Origin of the sequence: Streptomyces sp. BE20, from assembly GCF_036322525.1 — a bacterium.
Lineage (GTDB): Bacteria > Actinomycetota > Actinomycetes > Streptomycetales > Streptomycetaceae > Kitasatospora.
The window spans coordinates 21,983-43,575 of the sequence record NZ_JAQYWW010000750.1; the positions used below are offsets into that span (position 1 = coordinate 21,983).

The 21,593-nt window shown below is 69.7% G+C and carries 19 protein-coding genes; 10 read left to right on the forward strand and 9 right to left on the reverse strand.

The window, feature by feature from the left end; all coding sequences use genetic code 11:
- Positions 1-120: 120 nt before the first annotated feature.
- Positions 121-510 (forward strand): hypothetical protein, encoded by a 390-nt coding sequence (locus tag PUR61_RS16320; protein WP_329879570.1) that lies wholly within the window; start codon positions 121-123, stop codon positions 508-510.
- Positions 511-572: 62 nt separating this feature from the next.
- Here PUR61_RS16320 and PUR61_RS16325 read toward each other — a convergent pair whose 3' ends face one another.
- The 8 genes from PUR61_RS16325 to PUR61_RS16360 form a co-directional block, all read right to left on the reverse strand.
- Positions 573-1,574 carry an alpha/beta fold hydrolase gene (locus PUR61_RS16325; protein ID WP_329879571.1) on the reverse strand — a complete coding sequence of 334 codons (1,002 nt, stop codon included), beginning with the start codon at positions 1,572-1,574 and terminating at the stop codon, positions 573-575.
- Complete coding sequence (locus PUR61_RS16330; protein WP_329879572.1) at positions 1,571-2,590, reverse strand: beta-ketoacyl synthase N-terminal-like domain-containing protein; 1,020 nt, start codon at positions 2,588-2,590, stop codon at positions 1,571-1,573. The genes PUR61_RS16325 and PUR61_RS16330 overlap by 4 nt, the downstream gene beginning before the upstream one ends.
- Positions 2,587-3,723, reverse strand: a complete 1,137-nt coding sequence (locus PUR61_RS16335; RefSeq protein WP_329879573.1) for a beta-ketoacyl synthase N-terminal-like domain-containing protein — start codon at positions 3,721-3,723, stop codon at positions 2,587-2,589. Before PUR61_RS16335 ends, PUR61_RS16330 begins: the two co-directional genes overlap by 4 nt.
- Positions 3,720-5,594, reverse strand: coding sequence for an AMP-binding protein (locus tag PUR61_RS16340; RefSeq protein WP_443035180.1), 1,875 nt, complete (start codon positions 5,592-5,594; stop codon positions 3,720-3,722). Before PUR61_RS16340 ends, PUR61_RS16335 begins: the two co-directional genes overlap by 4 nt.
- A gap of 64 nt (positions 5,595-5,658) precedes the next feature.
- A complete protein-coding gene (locus PUR61_RS16345) occupies positions 5,659-6,435 on the reverse strand; it encodes a nucleoside 2-deoxyribosyltransferase (protein ID WP_329879575.1) in 777 nt (258 codons plus the stop codon).
- 89 nt (positions 6,436-6,524) lie between these two features.
- A complete protein-coding gene (locus PUR61_RS16350; RefSeq protein WP_329879576.1) occupies positions 6,525-7,244 on the reverse strand; it encodes a uracil-DNA glycosylase family protein in 720 nt (239 codons plus the stop codon).
- A gap of 119 nt (positions 7,245-7,363) precedes the next feature.
- Positions 7,364-8,629: a methyltransferase domain-containing protein gene (locus tag PUR61_RS16355; RefSeq protein ID WP_329879577.1), complete on the reverse strand. Its 1,266-nt coding sequence runs from the start codon at positions 8,627-8,629 to the stop codon at positions 7,364-7,366.
- Positions 8,608-9,654 carry an aldo/keto reductase gene (locus PUR61_RS16360; RefSeq protein WP_329879578.1) on the reverse strand — a complete coding sequence of 349 codons (1,047 nt, stop codon included), beginning with the start codon at positions 9,652-9,654 and terminating at the stop codon, positions 8,608-8,610. Before PUR61_RS16360 ends, PUR61_RS16355 begins: the two co-directional genes overlap by 22 nt.
- Positions 9,655-10,287: 633 nt before the next feature.
- Here PUR61_RS16360 and PUR61_RS16365 point away from each other — a divergent pair.
- The 9 genes from PUR61_RS16365 to PUR61_RS16405 all read left to right on the forward strand — a co-directional run bounded on the left by PUR61_RS16365 (position 10,288) and on the right by PUR61_RS16405 (position 20,584).
- Positions 10,288-11,409, forward strand: coding sequence for a DNA alkylation repair protein (locus PUR61_RS16365; RefSeq protein ID WP_329879579.1), 1,122 nt, complete (start codon positions 10,288-10,290; stop codon positions 11,407-11,409).
- A 15-nt stretch (positions 11,410-11,424) separates the two neighbouring features.
- Positions 11,425-13,149 carry an NUDIX domain-containing protein gene (locus PUR61_RS16370; RefSeq protein ID WP_329879580.1) on the forward strand — a complete coding sequence of 575 codons (1,725 nt, stop codon included), beginning with the start codon at positions 11,425-11,427 and terminating at the stop codon, positions 13,147-13,149.
- Positions 13,150-13,269: 120 nt separating this feature from the next.
- Entirely contained in the window at positions 13,270-13,956 is a 687-nt protein-coding gene (locus PUR61_RS16375; protein WP_329879581.1) for an NUDIX hydrolase, read from the forward strand.
- Between the two features lie 68 nt (positions 13,957-14,024).
- On the forward strand, positions 14,025-15,482 hold the full coding sequence (locus PUR61_RS16380; protein WP_329879582.1) for a site-specific integrase: 1,458 nt from the start codon (positions 14,025-14,027) through the stop codon (positions 15,480-15,482).
- Positions 15,482-17,020: a hypothetical protein gene (locus PUR61_RS16385; RefSeq protein WP_329879583.1), complete on the forward strand. Its 1,539-nt coding sequence runs from the start codon at positions 15,482-15,484 to the stop codon at positions 17,018-17,020. Before PUR61_RS16380 ends, PUR61_RS16385 begins: the two co-directional genes overlap by 1 nt.
- Positions 16,950-17,420 (forward strand): hypothetical protein, encoded by a 471-nt coding sequence (locus tag PUR61_RS16390; protein WP_329879584.1) that lies wholly within the window; start codon positions 16,950-16,952, stop codon positions 17,418-17,420. Before PUR61_RS16385 ends, PUR61_RS16390 begins: the two co-directional genes overlap by 71 nt.
- Positions 17,417-19,786 carry a hypothetical protein gene (locus tag PUR61_RS16395; protein WP_329879585.1) on the forward strand — a complete coding sequence of 790 codons (2,370 nt, stop codon included), beginning with the start codon at positions 17,417-17,419 and terminating at the stop codon, positions 19,784-19,786. Before PUR61_RS16390 ends, PUR61_RS16395 begins: the two co-directional genes overlap by 4 nt.
- Positions 19,786-20,202: a hypothetical protein gene (locus PUR61_RS16400; RefSeq protein WP_329879586.1), complete on the forward strand. Its 417-nt coding sequence runs from the start codon at positions 19,786-19,788 to the stop codon at positions 20,200-20,202. Before PUR61_RS16395 ends, PUR61_RS16400 begins: the two co-directional genes overlap by 1 nt.
- A 115-nt stretch (positions 20,203-20,317) precedes the next feature.
- A complete protein-coding gene (locus PUR61_RS16405) occupies positions 20,318-20,584 on the forward strand; it encodes a hypothetical protein (RefSeq protein WP_329879587.1) in 267 nt (88 codons plus the stop codon).
- Between the two features lie 79 nt (positions 20,585-20,663).
- On the opposite strand, the gene PUR61_RS16410 is transcribed toward PUR61_RS16405, so the two are convergent.
- Positions 20,664-21,584 (reverse strand): phosphotransferase family protein, encoded by a 921-nt coding sequence (locus PUR61_RS16410; RefSeq protein WP_443035181.1) that lies wholly within the window; start codon positions 21,582-21,584, stop codon positions 20,664-20,666.
- Between the last annotated feature and the right edge of the window lie 9 nt (positions 21,585-21,593).

Genomic DNA, 21,593 nt, shown 5'->3' on the forward strand with positions numbered 1-21,593 from the left:
CAGTGGCGCTGGTCGCGTAGAGTGCGGGTTGGTGCGCATGTGGTTCGCCGTAAGGTGTTCTTGGGCGCCTTCGTACTCGTCTCCGCAGGCATCCCTCGGGCAGTACCACCAGGAGGAACAGTGTCGTCCCCGGAAGTGATCACCCCCGAGGAGAGGCTCGCCGAGGCGAAGTCGCAGCTGAACTTCCCTCGCATCGTCGCGATTTGCGGCTCCACCCGTTTCATGGCCGAGATGGTCGAGGCCGATGTGCGGGAGACCGAGGCGGGGAGGATTGTCGTCAAGCCGGGCTGCGACCTGAAGTCGCCGCACGTGCTCTGGTCCGATCCTGTCGAGGCCGAGGCGCTGAAGGTTCGGCTCGACGAGCTGCACCGGTCGAAGATCCTGCTTGCTGACGAGGTGCTCGTGGTCGGTGACTACATCGGTGACAGCACCAGGTCCGAAATCGCCTACGCCCGGGCGCTGGGTCGGCCCGTGCGGTTCACGCACCCCGAAGTCGACCCCGGCGCCTGAGGGCTGGATCCCGCACCCTTCAGCGGCGCCCCGTTGGGCGTGATCGTCTGGCGCGGGCGGGTTCACGGAGCGGTAGGACGCATCGCGGCCGTGATGGCGGCGGCGAGCTGATGCTGGTGGTCCATCAGGTAGAAGTGGTCGCCGTTGTACCTCTCGAGTCCGCGGAAGTCCGTCGTGAGTTCGCGCCAGGCGACGAGCCGGTCCTCGCCGATCAAGCTGTCCTGTGTCCCCGTGAAGGCGCTGAGCGGGACGGGCAGCGGCACGGGGGTGCGGGGCGGAGTCCAGGTGTCCACGAGTTTGAAGTCGCTGCGGAACACCGGCGCGAACTTGCGCCAGACGTCGTCGTTGTCGAGGAGCTGCGGTGGACTGCCGCCGCCGCTCCGGAGCCAGGCCCGCAGGTCAACGTCGGCCATCAGGTGAGGGCTGCCGTTGGTGCCGGCGTCGCCGAGTGGGGCGCCGAAGGCGGACACCCCCAGCCAGGTGGGGAGCGGTTCCTCCTCGTGGAGGAGCCGGCGGGTGAGCTGGTAGGCGATTAGGGCGCCCATGCTGTGGCCGAAAAACCCGAAGGGCCGGTCGAGCACAGGGGCGATGGCGGTGCGGAAGTAGCCGACCAACTGGTCGCAGTCGTCGACCAGCGGCAGGCCTTGGAGGTTGCCTCGGCCGGGGGCCTCCAGGAGGCACAGTTCCCAGTCGTCGGGGAAGTGCTCGGACCATCCCCGGTAGAGCAGGTGTGAGCCGCCGGCGTGGTGGAGCAGGAACAGGCGCACCGCCGGGTCGTTCACCGGCCTGGGGCGGATGAGCGGGGAGGCATGCGTCTCGCGGGTGAGCTGCGAGGTGAGGAAGGCGTGCAACTCGGCGAGGGTGGTGGCGCCGCTGGCGGCCACCGCGTTCTCCGGGACACCGAACGCGCTCTCCAAGCGGGTGGAGATCTCCAGCATCAGCAGCGAGTCGATGTCGAGCTCGTGGGCGAAGTGCACGTCGTCGGTGACCTCCTCGGGCTCGGTCTCCAGTACGACGGCTATCAGGGCGCGGAGATCCTCGATGGGCACGCTCGTCGTGGTCACGGGTGTTGTCCTCGTTCCTGCGTGGATGGGCGAGAGGCCGGCGGCGGGGTCAACAGCAGGGCAGCCGTCGCGTCGTGGCGCGGGCCTCCGGCCGTGGCCAGAACGTTGCCGGTGGCGCCGCCCTCCAAGAAGGCGGCCGCGGCAGCGCACTGCAGGACACCGAGCGCCCCGGACAGCGGGCCCAGCTGGGATTCCAGGTCGATCCGGCGCGGGGCAGCGAGCAGACGGCCCGCCTCGGCGGCTTCCGCCCCGTCCGCGAGCCACAGCCCGACGGGTTCCTCCTGGGTCACCTCGGCCCACGCCAGTGCCGCGGCGAGGTTCCGGGCCCGTGCGTAGCCGGTGACCGCAGCGCGGGGCCGTGCGCCACGGGAAGCTGCGGTGTCCGCCGGTTCCAGGACGACCGCGACCGCCGCGTCGGTGGACTGCTGGCCGAGGACCTTCGTCGCCACGTCGGTTGCGGGTTCGACGCCGACGACGACGGCTGCTTCGGCGCGCCCGGCCATGATGAGGTTCCGGGCCCAGGTCACGGCGTCCAGACCGCTCGTTGCGCCATTGCAGACGGTGAGGTTGGGGCCGCGCAGCCGGTAGCGGATGGCCACCCAGCCGGCGATGACGTTGCTCGAGGTCTGGGGCAGGCCCAGGGGGCTGAGATCCATGACGCCTGCCGTGGCGATGGTGTCGGTGGCCTCGCAGACGCTGTCCGCGTTGCCGAGGTTGGTGCTGACCACGACGGCGGTCGCGTCGGCCGTGCCCGTGAACGTGTTGTCGGCGTCGGTCAGACCGGCGTCACGGAGGGCGGACTCGGCCGCGCGCAGGGCGAGCCTGGACGCGCGGTCCTTGTGGCGCAGCTCGCGTCCGATCAGTCCGGTGGCCGGGTCGAAGCCGCCCTCGCCCGGCAGCGGTCCCAGCAGGTCGCCGTACGTCGCGGCTCCGGGCAGTGCCAGGCCGATGCCCGTGACGACGACCTCCCGGGCGGTCGGCCCCCTCCTGGTGTGCGTGGTGCTCGTCGCGTTCATCGGGCTGCCTCCACGATCGCGACGGCGTTGATCCCTCCGAAGCCGAACGCGTCGATCTGAGCGATGGCCAGGTCGCCGGCGGCCGGGCTGCCCTGCACCAGGCGCAGCCCTGCGGTCTCCGGGATCGGATCGGCCAGGCCCAGGACGGGGGGTACCGTGCCGTTCTTCATGGCGAGCACCGCCATGACGAGGCTGAGCAGTCCCGAGCCGCCCAGGGTGTGTCCGGTCGTCGCCTTGATGGCGGTCATCCGCGGCCCGGCCCCGGGGCCCTGGAAGACCTGGCGGAGAACGCTCGCCTCCGTGGTGTCGTTGCGGGGGGTGCCGCTGCCGTGCAGCATCACCAGGTCGATGTCGCTGGCCCGCACCCCTGCTCTGCTGTGGGCGTCGAGCACCGCGCGGGTGATGCCGTCGGGGTCGGGCGCGGTGGCGTGGTGGGCGTCGCAGTTCATGGACACACCGCGAACCCGGGCGTGCACGGGCCCGCTCCCGGGGCCGGCGCGCTGGACGACGACGGCCGCCGCGCCTTCCCCCATCAGCATGCCCTTGTGCGTGGCGTCGAAGGGGCGCAGCGCGTCGGGGAGGTCGTTCTGGACCCGGTCGAGCGTGCCGAAGCCGCTCTCGGTGGTGGCATCGGTGCCCGCGACGACGACTGTGTCGGCGAGGCCGGACTCGATCATGTCGGTGGCCATGCCGAGCGCGTACAGGGACGCGGAGCAGGCGTTGGCGAAGGTGTACGTGGTGCACGCCCCGAAGGCCGCCTTCAGCGCGGTGCCGAAGTGCAGGTCGGCGAGGGCGACGTCCGCGCCGTCGCGCCACCACAGTTCGAGGCTGCGCTGCTCACGCATGGTCGTGCCGACCAGTACTGGCACCTGGGCCAGGTCCTTGCCCAGGCCGGCGTCAGCGGCTGCCTGGCGCACGACGGTGGTCAGCCAGCGGGTGGCGCGCCGCGGCAGGTCGCCGCCGTCCTCGGGCCGGTCGTCGATCTCGTAGGCGTACGCCGCCCGGTACTTGTCCGCGTCGAACGCCATCAGGGGTCTGCGGCTCTCCCGGCCCGCGCACAGCGCGGCGAAGATCTCCCCAGGGGTGGCGCCGACGTTGGCAACGGCCGCCATGCCCGTGATGTCCCAGGTCACGGTCGGGCTGCCGCCTTCCTCAGCTCGAAGGCGGCCAGCTTGCCGGTGGACGTGGTCGGGAGCTCGGCGAGGAACTCCAGGCGGGCGGGCCGCTTGTGGGCGGCGAGGTGGCCCCGGATCGCGGCGCTCACCGCGCGCCGCACCGCGGCCTCGCCGGAGCCCGGCCGGGCCACCAGGTACGCCACGGCCTGTTCCAGGCCGTCGGCGTCGCGGGCGCCGACGACCACGCAGTCCTGAACCTCGTGCGCGCCGCGGATGACGTTCTCGATCTCGCTCGGCGCGACCTTGTGGCCGCCCAGGTTGAGCAGGTCGTCGGCGCGGCACAGGTGGGTGAACGTGCCGTCCGGCGCGCGGCGCACCACGTCGCCGGTGTAGGCGCCGCCGTCGGCGAAGGTGAGCGCGGCGGCCTCCGGGCGGCCGATGTAGCCGAGGGCGACGGTCGGGCCGGCGATGTGCAGCCGGCCCTCCTGGCCGTCGGCGACGGGCGTGCCGTCCGCGTCCCGGACGGTCGCGGTGATTCCGGGCACCGGGATGCCGAAGGTACCCGGATGCCCGGTCTCCGGGGGCGTGCCGACGACGATGTGGAGCACCTCGGTGGCGCCGAGACCGTTGAGCAGCCCGGCCTGGAACGCGGTGCGGATCCGCTCGCCGAGCAGGGCGGGCAGGTTCTCACCCGCCGTCACGCACAGCCGCACGGTGCCGGAGACGGGCTCCGCCCCGGGGGTGTTCAGCAGCGCGGCGTACAGCCGGGGGACGGCGAACAGCACGGTGGGCCGGTGGTGCTGCATCGCGGCGGCGAGGGAGTGGACGTCGACCGGGCCGCGGATGAGCGCGACGCGGGCGCCGGCCGCCAGCGGGCACAGGACGGAAGCGCCGAAGCCGTAGCCGAAGGACATCCGGGCGCTGGACAGCACGGTGTCCTCGGCAGTCAGCGCGAGCACCGTGCCGATGCCGTCGGCCATGGCGGCGATCGCACCCGCCGAGTGCCGCACCCCCTTGGGCATGCCGGTGCTTCCGGAGGTGTACTGCACCAGTGCCTCACTCCCCGCACTCCCTGCGGCCGGGGGCCCGGCGTCATACGGGCGCCGTGCGGGGCCCGGCTCGGCCGTCGCCAGAGCGGCGCGCACGTCGGCGCCGGTGAACCGGGTTGTCGTGGCGAACAGCTCCTCCAGGGCGCGTTGCCGTGTGGGGGCTGCGTCCAGGTGCACCATCGCGGCGGCGCAGTCCGCGGCGATGTAGCGGACTTCGTCGTCCGTGAGCACCGGGCTGATCAGCACCGGGACGCAGCCGTGCCACCACAGGCCGAGGACAGCGACCACGGTCGCCACGGAGTCGTCGGCGACCAGGAGGCCGCGGGCACCCTCCGGCACGTCGGCTGCCCTGAGGGCGCCCGCGTACCCCCGGGCTGCCTCCAGAAGGCTGGCGTAGGTGATCTCCCCGGCCTGGGGGTCGAGGTAGCTGGCCCGATTACCCCGGCCGGCGGAGACATGGCGCGCCACCAGGCGGTCGATCAGGTCGATCCCCCGGAGGTTCCTCGCCCGCTCACCGAGCACGGCCACCGCGGCGTCCAGGCTGGTGAAGGCTGCCGCTTCCTGCGCGGACAGGGCTCCGACCTCGCGCCCGACCGCAACCACGACCTCGGTCTTCTCCAAGGAGCTCATGCCGAGTTCCTCGTAGAACTGGGCACCAGGCTCGATGGCTTCCTTATCCACCTCAAGGACAGACGCCACGATCTCTCGCAGCCTGTCGCGCGCTATGTCGATGTGTTCCACCGGCGGAAGTCCTTTCCTTATCTTCGTAGCCGAGAAGCGGGGTCGGGCTGGGCAGAGGGGACGAGCAGGCGACCTGCTTCCGGGGACTACACCGTTCACTGCGACACGATCCGGGCGTGCAATCGGGAACGGGGTGGGTGCGGCGGTCCTCGGCGGGTCGGGCTCAGGCGCCCAGGCCCACCTCGCAGGGGAAGGACACCGACACGCCTTGCGGCTCCTCCGTGAAGATGACCCTCTTGCCGAGCGCGGACATGAAGCCGAGCTCGAAGACCGTCCCGCTTCCGACGCGACCGCCCGGGTTGCACACGACGACGGCGTCGGCCTGCCGAAACGCGTCCATGTGCACGTACTTGTGCCGCCAGGTGTCGCGCGGGTTCTTCAGCAGGTCCTGGTAGTCGAAGAGGATGAAGTCGGTGCCCGCGGTCTCCGGCTTGATCCGGGTGCTGCGGGGGCTGAGCACCTCGGTGCCGGTTTCGCGCAGCCGGGCGATGGTGTCCTCGATGTCCCCCAGCGACTGCTGGAAGCTGCCGCAGACGACGGCTGTCCTAAGCTCGCGCCGGACCAGGCCGTCCAGCATGTCGGTCGACCCGCAGGCGGCCAGGGCCGTGTCCAGGTAGAACCGCTCCAGTCCGGGCCCCACGATGTTGAAGTACAGGCCCGTGTCGACGTAGACGCAGTTGACCAGAGCGGCGGCTTCCGCCTGCGGGAGCTGCTGGAAGACCCCGGTGGCGTGCACACGCGTGGTCGTGTTGTCGATGGCCTCGGCGTACTCCTTGAGCCCGGCGCAGAACTCGCCGACGTGCTCCGCCAGGGCCTCGCCGGCGGGGCCGGCTCCGAACGGAAGCCGCTCCCTCGTGAGCAGCTGCAGCCCGCCACCCCGGGGGCGGTGGACGCTGACGTGTTGCCGACCGAAGTGGACCAGGATCCTGCCGTCTGACACCACTGTGCTGTTCTCCTTCTTCTTCTCGATCCGTCGCGCTGGGCGCCCTTGGCCGGGGAGCCGGCCGGGGAAGGCGGAGAGCGGCGCTGCTAGTCGTCTTCTCCGCACAGAGCGCTGAGGTACTTCTCGGCGAATTCTTCTTTCCTGTCGCCGTTGTATTGCGTGATGAAGCGCGGGTGCTCCAAGGGCACGATCTTCTTGAAGTACCCCTGGTCGTCGTTCAGCGCCGAGAGGAATTTGAAGTTCCCGCTGCTGCCGATGCAGTAGCACACCGAGGTGTCGGTCCCGAATGCCAGCTGACGCTCCAGGGCGTCCACGAGGAAGGCTCGCAGGCACTCCACCAGCTTCTTGTTCTCGTAGTAGTTGCAGTTGACCTCCCTTCCCTGGGGATTCGTTCTCACCAAGCCGAGCGGGCACACGAAGCTCATGACGAAGTCGGCGTAGAACTGTGTCCGGCCCCCGTAGCGCGCGATGACATCGTGCAGGAACCCGGCGGAGGGTCGGCTCACCGCATAGCCGTCGGCGATGTCGACTCCCGTGTCCCGTTCCAGGAAGCTCGCGTCCTCGAACGGGACCCCGGTCACGGCCGTGCCCCGCCGGGCGGGCGAGCTGCCCAGGACCAGCCGGCGGGGCCTGTCGTCGTAGTAGTACCTGCGGTAGAACGCAGTCGTCACCTCGCGGACGCGCTCCTTCTGGGGGCCGCTGAAAGGGTTGACGACCTTGAACCCGGGGGGCAGTTCGAGCGTCGTGCCCGCGAGTCCCTCGTTGAACTGCAGGATGCGATCGGCAACCGTCGTTCGCTCGTTCATTGCAGAAGCCCTTCCTTCACGCTGCCCGTCCAGGCCGTCCGGCCACCCCTGCCCTCCGCCGTCCTTCCCGCGGATCCGACGGGACGTCGCGACCGCGGCCGACGGGGCGGGTGAAGGCGTCAGACGGCGACCGCCGACAGGTAGATCTCGGTACTCGTGGGGAGCATTCGAACGTCTTTGAATCCAGCGCACTCGAGGTCCGCGCCGATCAGGTTCGCCGTTTCCATTCCACGGTAGAGATCGACGAATTCAGTTCCGGGAATGATCAGCCCCGGCACGACGCAGCCCCGTTGAGTATACAGAAACCCGTTGGCCACGGAGACGATAATCACGGCACCGGGCTTCATTACTCTGCGCGCTTCACGGGCCGCTGCGGACGTGTCGAAGAATGACGAGTTGTACGTCCTCAAGGACACATAGAGATCGAAAATTCCATCCGACAGGGCGGAAAGGTCCTCGGCGCCGGTGACGACGGTTCTCGAATGGGGAATGCGTCCGCTTATGTTTGCGAGGCCCCTTTCCGCGATGTCGGCGAAGGTGATTCGCGGGCAGTCGGAGAACAGGGCCGTGGCCTCCTGGCCGGCTCCGACGCCGACGTTGAGGATGCCGAGAGCGGACAGGGGCTGTGTGGACGTCCTCCTGTACACCACCATGAAGTCCTCGGCCCACCCCGCGTTGGCGGTGCGGGCGTCGAACGCGTAATCGTAGGCGCCGTACTTCGCGTCGAACGCGGCGGCCAGCGCGTCGCCCACTGCGCGATCCGCCTCCTTGTCCCCCGTTCCGTACCTTTGGGAGATGAGAGAGGCGAGAGCCGTCCTCCCCCGGTGCGCGTTGACGTCGTCCTTTGTTAGGGCGAACCCCATGGACAACAGCGTGGCGACGACGGTTTCACTGATGCGGTGGGTGGAGTAGTGGGGGTTGCACTCGATACTCTGCCCGCTCGCTGCGTAGAGGGCTCGGTTCTGCTCCAGGATCTGGCGCTGGAGTTCGTCGGGGAAGCGCAGCACGTGGCCTCGCTCGGTGACGGGATCGCCGCTGAGGTAACTCGTCAGCGAGGGGTCCGGCAGACCGATGTACACCCTGTCGATCCGCACGTCCGCCAGGAGCTCGGCCAGGTCGAACGATCCGGCCTGCGACAGGGTGTTGATCGTCAGATAGACGCTGTGCGCGCTGGACACTCCGAGTTCTTGAACCTTGCGCCGCAGAATGCGGGACCAGGACGCGCCGGGCACTTCGCCCTCGAAGACGGAGCAGACCAACCGGCCGTTCTCGGAGACGAGCGCGGCGCCGACCCGCCGGCCCGATGGCGGAGCCTCTTGTGCAAGGCCGATGGCGTAGGTCATCCAGTCGGTGCTGTCTGGGTTCATGGGGTCTGCGGCGAGCACGGCGCGTCATCGCTCCTCGGGGACGTGGGTAGGCTGACCTGCTCCGGGGAGGCACGGCACGGACGCCGTCTCGCGGAAGCGGGTGTCTGGCCGATCTCCTCCAGGTCGGCCCGCATCGCCGCGTACGCGGCGTCGACGAACTCGTAGTCCGGATCGCTCAGCTCGGTCTTGAGGCCCTGGTAGTTCAGAGCCACCTGCTGCGCACTGGTGAAGCCCGTCAGGACGATCGAGTCCGGGCAGCGTCGGAGGCAGTACAGGAGGGCGAGTCGGGCGAGGTCGTTCGGCGTGGATCCGAACCGGTCCCGCAGCGGCTGCAGGCCTCGCTGGACGGCCTCCAGGACCGGCGCGGCAAGGCTGGAGCGGACGTCCCCGGGGCCGAAAGCCGCGCCCGGACGGTGCTTGCCGGTGAGCAGGCCCAGCCCCAGAGGCCGGGTGATCGTGGTGGCGACGCCGTGGCGACGGGCGAAGCTGAAGATGTCCTCGTCTTCTTCGCGGCCGCCGGCCCCGTGTTCAGGCGGTGGCTGGCTCAGGGGACTGAACGGGACGGTGACGACCTGGGGGCGCAACTGCTTGACGAGGAAAGCGAACCGGGCCGTGGCCACCTGGTAGCGAGTGCCCGCAGTCCCGGCCCCTGCCGCCAGCCGTTTCGGCGCCCTCATCCCGAGCGCCTTGACCCTGCCGAGGTCACGCAAGGCCCCCAGCGTCTCCCGCGCTTCCTCGAGGTACTGATCGCGAGGGCCGAAGTCGGTGTAGTGCAGTGTCAGAACATCCAGCGATTCCGCACCGAGGTTCTCAAGGCTCTGCTCCACCTGCCCGTGCAGGACCAGGGAGCGGTAGGCGTTGACGCTAGTGCCCCTGAAGGCCCCGACCGTGCTGGTGATGCGGACGCTTGCACGGGGCACCTGGGCGAGCATGCGACCCAGCAGCCGCTGGGAGTGCCCCAGACCGTAGACGTCCGAGGAGTCGAAGACGGTCGCTCCTTCAGGAGCGCGCAGGAGACCGTCGACCGCGCAATCGTCGTCCACGGCAGCCCATCCTGCGGCGCGGCCCACGTTGGTTGCCGGCCCACCGATGGGCCGGCAACCCACACCGAGGGGGTGCTCGTCCCACCCGCCGATCAGGCGCCGCCGGGGCAAGTGTGAAGCGGTCACGACAGGGCTCGCTCTCAACGCGAAGGACGGGGGCGCAGGCTCGGATCACCGCGGTGCACAGCGGACGAAGCAAAGGGCCCGGGGAAATGAGGAGGGAGGCGGGGTGGAGCGCGGCGCTCGTCAGCCCCGCTCTCACCGTCACATCTCTCCCACTGGGCAGTCCAGGTGCGCACCGGCTCATATCGGGGGTCATCTCCGAGAGGAAGCGGCGCGCATCAGGGCAACTAGCCCGTATATGAACGGATTTGAGATCGGCCGCCGTGTAGTGGTAGGCCGAACTGAACGACCCCCGACATGAGCCCCTGGGCCTCTGGCCCGGCCGACGGCGGCAGGGCAGGGTGTCGATACGAGTACCGGGACGTCGCCTCTGTCCCCCATCCGCCCCGTCGCCAGCTGCTGCTGGCAACCGCCGCCGTTCCGCCAGCCGCCACGCCGCCGAGTCCTCCCGACGGGGGAATCCCCGCCAAGCCGGCCCGGACGGCGCTCCTCCGACACTAGGGTGGCCAGGTGAGTTCCCAAGTTCCCCTGAAAGACCTGGCGTTGAATCCCGAACGGGTCGCCCGGATCGGCAGGGAGGTCCAGGCCGTCGCCCCCCGCTTCGACGCCCAGGCCTTCGCCGCCGGCGTGATCCAGGACCTGCCGCACCTGGAACTCAAGGCGCGGATCGCCCGCACCGCCCGCGGCCTCCACGATCACCTCCCGATCACCGGCCCGGACGCCCTAGCGTGTCTGGTGCGCTCCCTGCCGGCCAGCCCCGAGGCGGCCGGGCTGACCAACGACTTCGGCCTGCACGTCTACTCACCGCACTCCGCCTACGTCGCCGCCTACCACCGCGACCCGGCGCACCTGGATCAGGCCCTGGCCGCCCTTCGAACCTTCACCCGGTACTTCTCCGCCGAGGACGCCGTCCGGTACTTCCTGCGGGACTTCCCCGACGAGACGATGGCCAAGGCCACCGAGTGGGCCGCCGATCCGGACTACCGCGTCAGGCGGCTCGCCAGCGAGTCGACCCGGCCCAATCTGCCCTGGTCGATCGCCGTCGGCCTGCCCACCGGCGCCACCGTCCCCCTCCTCGACGCCCTTCACCCCGACGAGCACCGCTTCGTGACGACGTCGGTCGCCAACCACCTGCGCGACATCGCCCGCACCGACCGCGACCTCGTCCTGACCACCCTGGCCCGCTGGCGAGCCGAAGGCCGGGCGGCCACGAAGAACCTCGACTTCATCGCGCGCAACGCCCTGAAGACCCAGCTCAAGGACGGATGGCCACCGGCCTACGCCTTCCTCGGCTACGACATCGACGCCCCCGTCACCGTGGGCCCGCTGCGCCTCGAGCACCGTGAGTTCCGTGTCGACGACGTCCTCGCCTTCACCGCCGAACTCACCGTCCCCGCCGACACCCCGGTCCACGTCATGTACGTCGTCACCCGAACCACTCCCGGCGGCGGGGAGCAGGAGAAGTTCCACCAGCTCGCCAAGCGCACCGCGAGGTGCGCCGGCCCGCTGAGCCTTTCGAAGGAGCACAAGCTCCGCTCGACCACGAACTTCGTGATCACGCCAGGGCAGTACCGACTCGCCCTGCAGGTCAACGGCCGACGATCTCCGGCCACCACATTCCACATCGTCTAGACAGGGGTGGCTGGAGTGACCGATGGGCCCAACGGCGTCCCGCTGACCGGCGGGCGGATGACTCAGAGCGTCGTCCGTGTCGGCAATTCCGTCCACAGGCCGGTATCGGACTCCTCGGAGTTCGTCGCCGCCCTCCTCGGGCTGTTCGAGAAGCAGGGATTCACCGGCGCCCCGCGGTACCTCGGCCGGACGGCCGGGAACGACGTGCTCAGCTATCTCCCCGGCCAGGTTCCGGAGCGCTTCCGGGTGTGGGAGGACGAGCAGATCGCCGCGGCTGGCGCCTTGCTGCGTTCCATGCACGACGCGACGCGAGGAAGCTCTCTCGCGGGCCGCTTTCAGGTGGTCTGCCACCACGACCCCGGCCCGAACAACGCCGTGTGGGTGGACGGCATGCCGACCGCCTTCATCGACTGGGACACCGCGGCCCCGGGATCGCCCCTGGAGGACCTCGGCTACATGGCCTGGACCTGGTGCATTGCCCCGGCCAAACAAACTGTCCCGGTCGGAAGGCAGGCGGACCAGCTACGGATCCTCGCCGACTCGTACCGCCTCCACGGACCGGAGCGCCATGCCCTGGTGGACGCCATCCTCGAACAGCAGGCGCGCAATGTCCGCTTCTGGTCCGAGATCATGGCCGGGCCGGAGTCCGCACCTGCTACGGCCGAGGTCATCACCGAGCGAATCGCCTGGAGCCGTCGCGAGTTCGCCTTCACGGTCGAGCACCGCGAGGTCTTCGACCACGCGCTCGCCCGAACGGCCGATCCTGTCGTCACCACTGACCTGGAGCGCCCGATGACCGCCGGTTCTCACCCGTTCGACCCGCTGGCCCAGGCCCGGGCGGACGGCGTCGAGCGGACCTCTGCCAGTGTCCTGCTCACCGACCCGGCCGGCCGGATCCTGCTGGTGCGGCGGGCACCGGGCGTCCTGCAGAGCGGACTGTGGGAGCTACCCGGAGGCGGCATCGAGGACGGCGAGGACGTCGTCCGGGCAGCGCTGCGCGAGCTCGGCGAGGAGAGCGGGCTCACCGGCGCCCGCGTCACCGCCTACCTCGGCCACGACGACTACACGAACACCCGGAGCCGGCGTACGCGCGAGTACACGATCGCCGCCTGCCTCGACCGTCCCGGGACCGTTCTCCTGTCCGCCGAGCACGACCGTCACCTCTGGGCCGCCCCCGCCGACCTGCCCGCACCGATCGCACCCCACGAACAGACCATGATCCGCCGACACACCACCCCTCCACCGACCCAGCCCGGCCATCTGCCGCTGCCCGGCTACCTGCCCACCATCCCCGCCGCCCCGATGTGGGGCTCCCTCTTCTTCACCACCACCGACGGGGACGCCGTCCTGCTGCGCGCCACCGACCCGGCGAAGGGACTCCAGTACCCCGGCGGCGACGTCGAGTTCACCGACCCCAGCCCGCTGCACACCGCGGTGCGCGAGTGCTGGGAGGAGACCGGCATCCTCCTACCGCCGGACCCGGCACGCCACCCGCTCCTCGCCACCGTGGTCGAGCAGCCCCGCGGAGGCTGGCCCCTGAAGATCGGCTTCACATTCTTCGGCGGCCGACTGACCGCAGAGCAGGTCGCCGCGATCCGCCTCGACACGGCCGAGCACACCGAGGTGGTCGTCCTGACCGCCGGCCAGCTGCCCGGCGCGGTCGGCCCACAGCGGGCGCAGCTGACCCTGACCGTCCTGGAGGCCGTGCGCACCGGCCTTCCCGCCTACATCGTCCGCTGAACGGACTGCCGCCCGCCGAATCCCGCCCCTCGAAGGCGCCGGGCGCCTCCGCCCCCGGTGGGGCGCCCGCTCCATGACCCCGACCGACGTTGCCCGAATACGTGTGACAAGGAGACTGCGATGGCCGACACCGAGCAGGACAGCACCGGCGGACCGCACGACCCGGGCCCAGCCAATCCTGGACTGGCCCGCTACCTCGCGGCACATGCCGCGCCGGTGGCGAGCGCGGACGCCGTGCTGCGCGACGGCGCGGGTCGGGTGCTGATCGTCGACCCGGTCTACAAGGACGGGTGGGATCTGCCGGGCGGACTGTTGGAGGACGAACTGCCGAACCAGGCCTTGTCCCGCGAGCTGGCCGAGGAACTCGGCATCGACGCCGAGGTGGGCAGGCTGCTGGTCCTCGACTCGGTCCCGGCCGGCCGGTGGGGCCGCTCGGTGCTGGCCTTCGTGTTCGCCGCGCACCTCGACACCGACCCGGTGGGGCTGGTGCTCCAGGAGAAGGAGATCCGCGAGGCCCGGTGGGTGAGCGACGACCAGGCCCTCGAGCTGCTGGCCCCCGACGTGGCAGCCCGGTTGCGCGCGGCGCTCGGCGCCGAGCGGGGGGCTCACACCGCGGTGCTGCGCGACGGTGAGCCGGTGCGGGTGGCGCCACGAGACCACTACCGGCTGCTGGCCGGCCCGCTGACCGCGGCGACCGTACTCGTCCGCGACGAGGACGGCCGGGTGCTGGTCCTGGAGCCCTCCTACAAGACGCACCTCGAGCTGCCCGGTTATTGCAAGTGTCCAAGGGTGTCTCAGGCTATCTGACGGGCATGCGATGACGAGCTGCTGGTCCGTTAGGTTCATGGCCATCTCACTGTCTCTTCGAGGATGCCGTGGACTACTTCTTCACTTCCCGCACCGGTGTCCGCCGGGACTACGAATCGGTGCCGGGACTCGACCTGGACGCCTGGGGCTACGTGACGCGGCCCGGGGCGCTGAAGGACGGAACTCCGTTCTTCTTGCGTCCGGACATGCGGCCCTTGGAGCCCCACTGCTCGTTCTTCCGGGAACTCGCCAAGACCCTTCAAGCGAAGTCCATGCAGGACTACACCTACGACCTCCTGGATCTCGACGACTTCCTCGGGCGGCTCGACCCGCCGAGCGATCTGCTGGCAGCTACCGAGGACGACCTGGTCGCGTATCGCGACGACTGCACCGAGCACCGTGATGTGCCAGTTGGCCCGGCGACCTGGAAGCGCCGCCGGGCCACGATCAACAACTTCTACGACTGGGCGACGGCCACCGGCCTGCTGGCACAGCGTCCGTACCTGAGGCGCAAGAACGGCCGTGACATCCTCAGTTGGGGCACGACCACTGCTCTCGACGTGCGCCACCTGACCTTCGAGCAGTGGTGGTTCCTCGACCGCATCGGACTACGCGGGCTGTTGCCCGATGGCAGCGCCGACCCTTCGTTCCGCTCGGACCACGCCCTACGCGACAGCTGCGGCGGCAACCTCTCGGTCACAACCGGCATGCGATTGCGGGAGTTCAGCACCCTGTTCGACATCGAGGTCGGCCCGGCGCGTCGTGACGGCTCGGCCAAGGAAGTCGAGCTGGAGGCCATCGCGAAGTTCGGGCTGCACCGGATCGTCGAAGTCCAGGACGCGATGCTGCGCGACCTGGACTGGTACCGGCGAACCGAGCGCGCCCGCGCCATCCGCAAATCCGCCAAGACCCTCTACCGGCATCGCGCCGACCTGTTCGTCGTCGACAACGTCGACCTGCGGAAGATGAAAGTCAGCGGCATCCTGGAGGGCCGTCGGCGAACCTACAGCGTCAAGACGATGAAGGCCCCGCTGAGGCGAATCACCGTCGTCGAAGGCGAACACGGCCTGGAGCCGATGGCCCTGTTCGTCGGACGCCACGGGCGGATGATCAGCAGCCAGCGATGGGAACAGGTCTTCGACGACGCCCATGCACGGACGCTGCGGATAGCCACCGAGTACGGCGTTCCGCTGGAGATGCCGAACCAGGTCCGGATCCATGACCTCCGCCACACGTACGCCATTTTCATGCTGGAGCAGCTCACCGAGCTGGTCGCTGCCAGGGATGCCGAGCAGTTCCGCCTCACTGGCCGCAGGCCCGCCTATGCCGCCGACCACATGTCCCGCAACCCCTTCCTGACCGTCATGCGGCTGCTGGGACACCGAAATCCTGGATCAACGATGCGATACCTGACCTATCGGAGGAAGTCGAACCTGCTGGTCGCGCAGGCCGTCAGAAACTGGACGGAGCAGGACCGCACCTACGCAGACCTCGCCGCGCGCGAGGCCGGAAGGTGGGGGGCCTGATGCCCCGCCGAGGCGAACGACGCGTGCGCGTCAGCGAGATCCCGGCCCGTCGGCCGGCGCCAACGGAGGAAGCCCGGATCGGCGTCCGAGAGCTGCCGTACATGGACCGGCACCGGCAAGTCACTCTTCGCATCGACCCGTCCAAGTACACCTGCCCGACCCTGGCGGCTCAGCTCGCCGACTCGTGGATGGACTACCACCACAAGGCCGCGCTGAAGAAGAGCACCCTCCATGCCCAGGCGATCCGCTCGTTCGTGAAGTTCACCGGGACACACCTGCTCGCAGCAGGTCTGGATCCCGCCGACGCCCGTCTGGACGGCTCGGCGATCGACCTGACGGAGGTCTTCTACGCCTGGGAGAACTACCTCCTGGCCGAGTATCCGGAGCAGTCCAGGACGCCGTGGGGTCTGGCCAACTCGCTGCTGCTCGTTCTGTACCACCGGGCGGAGCGCGACCAGGGGGTTCCGGACAAGCTCCGCAAGCGCGCCGCCGCTCCGACCACGATCCGCAAGGCGACCGGGCAACCGCTGGACGAGTTCTCCAACGCCGAGCGGATCGCCCTCAAGGCCGCTGCTCAGGGGGATATCCGCGCGCTGGAGGCACGACTGGCCCGGGGCCGGGATCTCCTCGCCGAGGGCCGCGACCCGCGCGAGCACGGCTGGAGATCGCTGCCCAACCTGGTGTGGGCGGCCCGGCATCAGGTCCTGACCACACCACAGCTGACGCGGAAGCTTCGGGGCGGAGCCGGGACCTGGCCGGCGCCACTACAGGAGACGCGCGAGGCCGACGGGTCGGTGGGAGTGTTCGGACTCATGCGCGGGGTCTCGTCGCTGCTGTTCCCGCGGGAGCTGGACCTCCAGGGCTTCCGAGTTCTGCTGTTGCTGGCCATGCTCGACTGCACCTCCGAGGAACTGCATGCCCTGCATGTCCCGGATCTCGACTTCAGCAGCGAGGGCGTGCGGGTCGTCCAGACCAAGAACCGGGCCGAGCGCATTCGCGCCGACTTCCACGTCTCTGAACCCGCCTCTGAGGACCCGCAGGACTTGGTGTTCGAAGGCCGTGGCGAGTGGGACGTCCCCGGGCTGCTGCGCCGCCTGGTCCGCGCGACCGCGATGACCCGTGAGGTCTTCGCGGGTGAACCGTGGCTGTTCACGGCCGTCGAGCCCGGGGAGAACAAGACCACGATGACGGCCGGCTTCGCCGACTTCACCTCGCTCGGCCGCAGGTTCACCAACTGGATCGCCGCGCACAGCGATTCTGAGGGACGCCCGCTGGAGATCTCCAAGCCGCACGAGATCCGACGGCTGCGGAAGACCGCAAAGACCACCCGCGTCGTGGCGCTGGGCGGGCACGCTGACCGACCTGGCCGGCGACGACCACAGCATCCAGGTCTTCCAGACGCACTACGCCCACGGCACGACCGCTCATGTCCTGGGAGCAAACGCGATCAACCGCGCCCAGCAGCGCGTGTTCGACAAGCTCTCCGGCCGACCGGTCCTGGTGCCGCCGGATGCGGAGCCCCGACTGGCCGAACCTGAAGTGGCCGATGCCCTGGGAATCACGCCTGAGCAGGGGGCCGCGCTGCGCGACGGCGAACTCGACATGGGCGTGAGCAACTGCAAGAACCCGTACGACTCCCCGCACAGCACACCGGGGAAGCTGTGCCACGTCGCGCCGGCGATGTGCATGCTCTGCGGCAACGCGGTGATCTTCGTGTCTCAGCTGCCGCAGCAGCTCCTGCTGGCCGACCACGCCAAGCGGATGCGGCTGGCGATGCCGCCCATGGCCTGGGACGCCGTCTGGGGACGGCAGATGCGTGCGATGAACCAGGTGTTCGAGGAATGCGCCGATCTGATCCCCGCAGCGCGCCAGCAGATCACGGACCTGGGCATCCGCCTGAACCTGCCTCTGGGCATGCGAACGGAGTACGACCGATGACGACCCCCGAGCCCGTCAACGGGCTGGTCTCGGCGGCCTTCGCCGACGACGAACTGGTCTTCTCCGATGTGCCGGGCCAAATCCCCGGTGTCGAGGGGCCGCGCTTCGGGCGGATCGAGAGCTGGCCCGCGGATTGCGTCCGCCGGCCGGCGAACCGCGCCCGCGGAGAGTGGAAGTTGGTCCTGCCCCCTGACGTGCTGTGGAATCTGCGGATCCGTGAAGTGCTGTTCTGCCTGCTCCACCCAACCCATCGGCGCCTGCGTGACGCGGGGATCTTCCTCGGGCAGCGCAAGTGGTCTGTCGCCACCGCCGTCACCCGATCCCAGGCCCTGCGTCTGCTCGCGAAGTGGGCCGTGGACCAGAACATGCCCGAGGACCTAGGCGATTGGACCGACGGGGACTGGCAGGCTTTCATCGACCACCGCTCAACGTCGGTCGGTTCGTCGAACCTGCAGACCTCGGTGCTGGCGGTGCGTCACGTGATCCGTTTCAGCCCGGTACTGACCGGCACCAGTGCGGTACAGGATCCGTGGCCCGGGCAGTCGGCCATGCAGGTGGCGAACGTCGAACGCTCCGATGATCTGGCGACCGAGTCGATCGACCCCGAAGTCTGGTGGCCGCTCCTTCGCGCCGCGTGGGCCTACATCAACCGGTTCGCGCCGGCCATCTTGGACCAGCGCGACCGTGAAGCCGAACTCCGCGACACGACACCCGTGCGGGCCATACTGCGGCCCGGCCAGATCACTGCCCTCTTGGACGACTGGCTCGCCGACCCGGCCAACTCCATCCCGGTCAGTGACCGTGACGCTCGGCTCAACACGAAGGGCATGCCCCTGTGGACCGCGGTCAGCCGCGCAGTCACCAGCGGGCGGAGCGAGAACATCTTCGACCTGACCCGCCACAGCAGGGCCGGGGCCCGGGGAACCTTGCGCCGGGAGAAGGTCATCCAGGCGGCCCAGGAACCGGGCCGCACCTACCCCGTGCATCCGCGTTACGGCGTCAAGGACGACCACACCGTCACCACTGCCCCGTACCGCAGCGCGGAATCCGTGGACGCCGTGGTGCTGGCCTGGCTCGAGGATCCCGCCCACCTCATTCCCGTGCACGCCCCGAAGCCGAAGACCTCCCGCGGCACCCCCGGAGAACCGGTCTGGCGGGCATTGGAGCGGTCCATCTACGGGAACGCCGGCGGGATGCGCAATCTGATCGGCCAGACTGCCGGCGGTCAGCGTCGCCGGGGCTGGATCCTCCAGGCGGCGACTGACCCCGCACGTCGGTACGTCCAAGCCGCCGAAGCCGCTTCGCAGCTGCGGATGATCAGGGCGGCCTGCTACATATTCGTCGCGGCCTTGAGCCTGATGAGAGATTCCGAGATCCAGGAAATCCGCCGCGGTGCGCTCACGCAGCACTACGGGGCACCGGCCCTGGCCTCGCGGAAAGTGAAGAAGGACTCGTCCCGTCCCCGCGCCCACTGGTGGATCATCGAATGCGTCGCCCAGGCCATCGCGGTGGCAGAACGGCTCTCCTGGCACGAGGAGTACCTGTTCGCCCCGCTCATCGGCGTCGGCGACCCGGGCGCACGTTCGGCCGATTCCGTCGGCATCAAGGCGGCAAGCGACATCGACGTCTTCATCGCAACGGTGAACGCCACCAGGGACCTGACCGGCCTCGAGGAGATCCCGGCGGCCACGGTGAGGCCGCACATGTTCCGCAAGACCATGTCGATCATCGCGGCTCAGGAGCCCGACGGCGAGATCGGGCTCGGCATCCAGCTCAAGCACGCGGCCCGGCGGGCCATGGCGAACACCACCACACTCGCGTACGGCAAGGTGGACGCGAAGTGGGCCAAGGAGTTCGACACCCAGCTGCAGACGGCAGCCGCCCACAAGCTCACCCACCTCCTCAAGGCCCGCCGGGGCGGTCAGATCGTCGCGGTCGGCCCCGGCGCGGCCCGGTTCCATGCCGGGCTGGACAGGGTGAACGCCGTTATCGAGCAGAGCGCGGAGCTCCGGGCCCAGGTCGCCGACGAACGTCTGGAGATCACCCTGCTGCGCGACGAGTTCGCCGACCTGCACCTGGGCACGGTCAACCACTGCATGTGGAACGCGCCGACCGCCGAGTGCCAGAACCAGCTGCCGGAGGAACAGCGCGGCCAGGCACCGCTCCTGGGGGCTTGCCAGCCGTCGCGCTGCCGCAACTCCGTACTCACGTTGTCCAACGAACGGATCTGGCGGATGGAGGAGATCGACCTCGTGAAGTTCCTGAAGATGAAGCTCTCCAAGCCGCTGCGCGAGCAGGCCCTTGCCCGACTCGCCGAGGTCCGCTCGACGAACACGCACTTCGACAAGCTCAAGGGAAGCACCTGATGCCGGTCTCCGCCCCGACCGAGACAAAGCTCCGCGACGCCATGGCCCGGTTGCTCGCCGGGGAACCCCTGCACACCGACGGGGCGCTGACCAAGGAGAACCTCGCCCGCGAAGCCCAGGTCAGTCACGCCACGGTCCACCGCGCCGAGAACGTCCTGGCCGAGTGGGACGCCCACGTCGCCCGACCGGTACTGCGGACACCAGGAGAAGTCCAGCGCGACGAAACGATCGCCTTCCTCAAGCGGCGGCTCCGCACGGCCAACGAACAAGCCACAGAGCTGCAGCGCAAGCTCGACGCTCTGGCCACGGTCACCGCGAACCTCTACCACGAGAACCGCGAGCTGAAGGTGAAGCTCAACAGGAAGGCCCAGGGTCAGGTGGCTGTCCTGCCAGCCCGCGGCCCGTGGAAGGAGTGAGCTGTCTCTTCGGGAGAGGAGCGCCGACCACAGAACGCACTGGCGCCCGGGCTGGACCCGGACGACCTTCGCAAGGGCCTGCGCTCCTCGCGCCTCCGGTGGGAGGATGCCGCCTATGACTGACCCTGACCCGACCATGCTGGCGAGCTTTCTGATCGACGCCGGGGAGAACGGCCGGACTGCCCAGGAACTCGTGCTGACCGCTCTCAGCAAGGACGCGGATGCCCTCCTGGATGAGATCGAGGCGCTGCCACCCGACTACCAGGCCGGCGTCATCTCGGCCCTTGCCTCCCTGGCCGGCACATACCTGGCACTGGCCTGCGGCAAGGACGAGGAGAGGGCCGGTGCCTATCTGCGGCAACAGCTCTTCCCGGGCCGCTGACGCGGCCAGGGATCGCAGTCACGACGGTTGATGGTGCCCAGCCGGGACTCGCCCTGCCCGGGCGACAGGCCGGAGGCGGTCATGCCGCGAGCAGGTCAACCGCCGCTGCCAGATGACGCCGGACGACCTTGACGGAGCCCGGGTCCTTGGCAGGGTCGTTGATCCAAGTGCGAGCTTGTTCGAGGAACCACTCGACCGCCCAGACCCGGTGCCAGCCCAGCGCCCACCGCTCCGGGGAGAGACCACCGCGGCGCGCGAGCGCGTCCGGGTGGCCGCCCGCGGCGATGTAGGCGCCGATGAGTGCGCGCAGGCGGGCCGGATCAGGCGGTTGGGCCTTGGCGAGTCCCTGCCAGGCGGCGAGGTCGAGGAGGCCGGGGCCGACGAAGGAATGAGCGAAGTCCAGCAGCCGCGGGCCGAGTGGGCCGATGTGCAGGCTGGAGGAGTGGTACTCGGAGTGGACCCAGCCGAAGGGGGCGGCGTGTGCGTCGGCCGCACGCTCGTCCGCAGCCCCGTCGAGAGCGCGCAGGTATCCGGTGAGGTCGTCGGTTCCCTCCGTCCACCGGCCGACGGCTTGCAGCCGCTGGAGGTGGTCCAGGGCGTTGCCGGGAAGGGCTGCCAAGGCGCTCTGGTCCAGCGTCGGAAGCCAGGGCGGCGGGACGGCGGCGTGCAGGACCGCGGCGGCGGTTGCAGCCTCGCCGTCGTCGGCCTCGCGTAGCGGGTCGCCCAGGTCTTCGAGCACCATGACGAGCAGTCCGCCGCCCTGAGCCGACCCGAGTACGCGCGGTACCGGGACACCGGCCAGTGCGGCGGATCGCAGAATCCGGTCCTCACGGGTGAACGGCCCGCGCGCGTACTTCAGAATCGCGGTGCTGCCGTCGGCGTGGGTCAGTCGTTCGACCCCGGACATCGACCAGACGCGTAGCGGAAGGCGGGTCGGCGCCGCGCAGCCGGTCGAATCGGTGATCTCGCCCAAGAGGCAAGTGATCAGGGCCGGGTCCATCGGTGTGCC

Excerpts from the sequence above, each read along its gene's own strand:
- PUR61_RS16330 (WP_329879572.1), bottom strand. The coding sequence starts at position 2,590 with ATGAACGCGACGAGCACCACGCACACCAGGAGGGGGCCGACCGCCCGG.
- PUR61_RS16350 (WP_329879576.1), bottom strand. The coding sequence starts at position 7,244 with ATGAACGAGCGAACGACGGTTGCCGATCGCATCCTGCAGTTCAACGAG.
- PUR61_RS16375 (WP_329879581.1), top strand. The coding sequence starts at position 13,270 with ATGGCCGACACCGAGCAGGACAGCACCGGCGGACCGCACGACCCGGGC.
- PUR61_RS16385 (WP_329879583.1), top strand. The coding sequence starts at position 15,482 with ATGCCCCGCCGAGGCGAACGACGCGTGCGCGTCAGCGAGATCCCGGCC.
- PUR61_RS16395 (WP_329879585.1), top strand. The coding sequence starts at position 17,417 with ATGACGACCCCCGAGCCCGTCAACGGGCTGGTCTCGGCGGCCTTCGCC.
- PUR61_RS16400 (WP_329879586.1), top strand. The coding sequence starts at position 19,786 with ATGCCGGTCTCCGCCCCGACCGAGACAAAGCTCCGCGACGCCATGGCC.
- PUR61_RS16405 (WP_329879587.1), top strand. The coding sequence starts at position 20,318 with ATGACTGACCCTGACCCGACCATGCTGGCGAGCTTTCTGATCGACGCC.
- PUR61_RS16410 (WP_443035181.1), bottom strand. The coding sequence starts at position 21,584 with ATGGACCCGGCCCTGATCACTTGCCTCTTGGGCGAGATCACCGATTCG.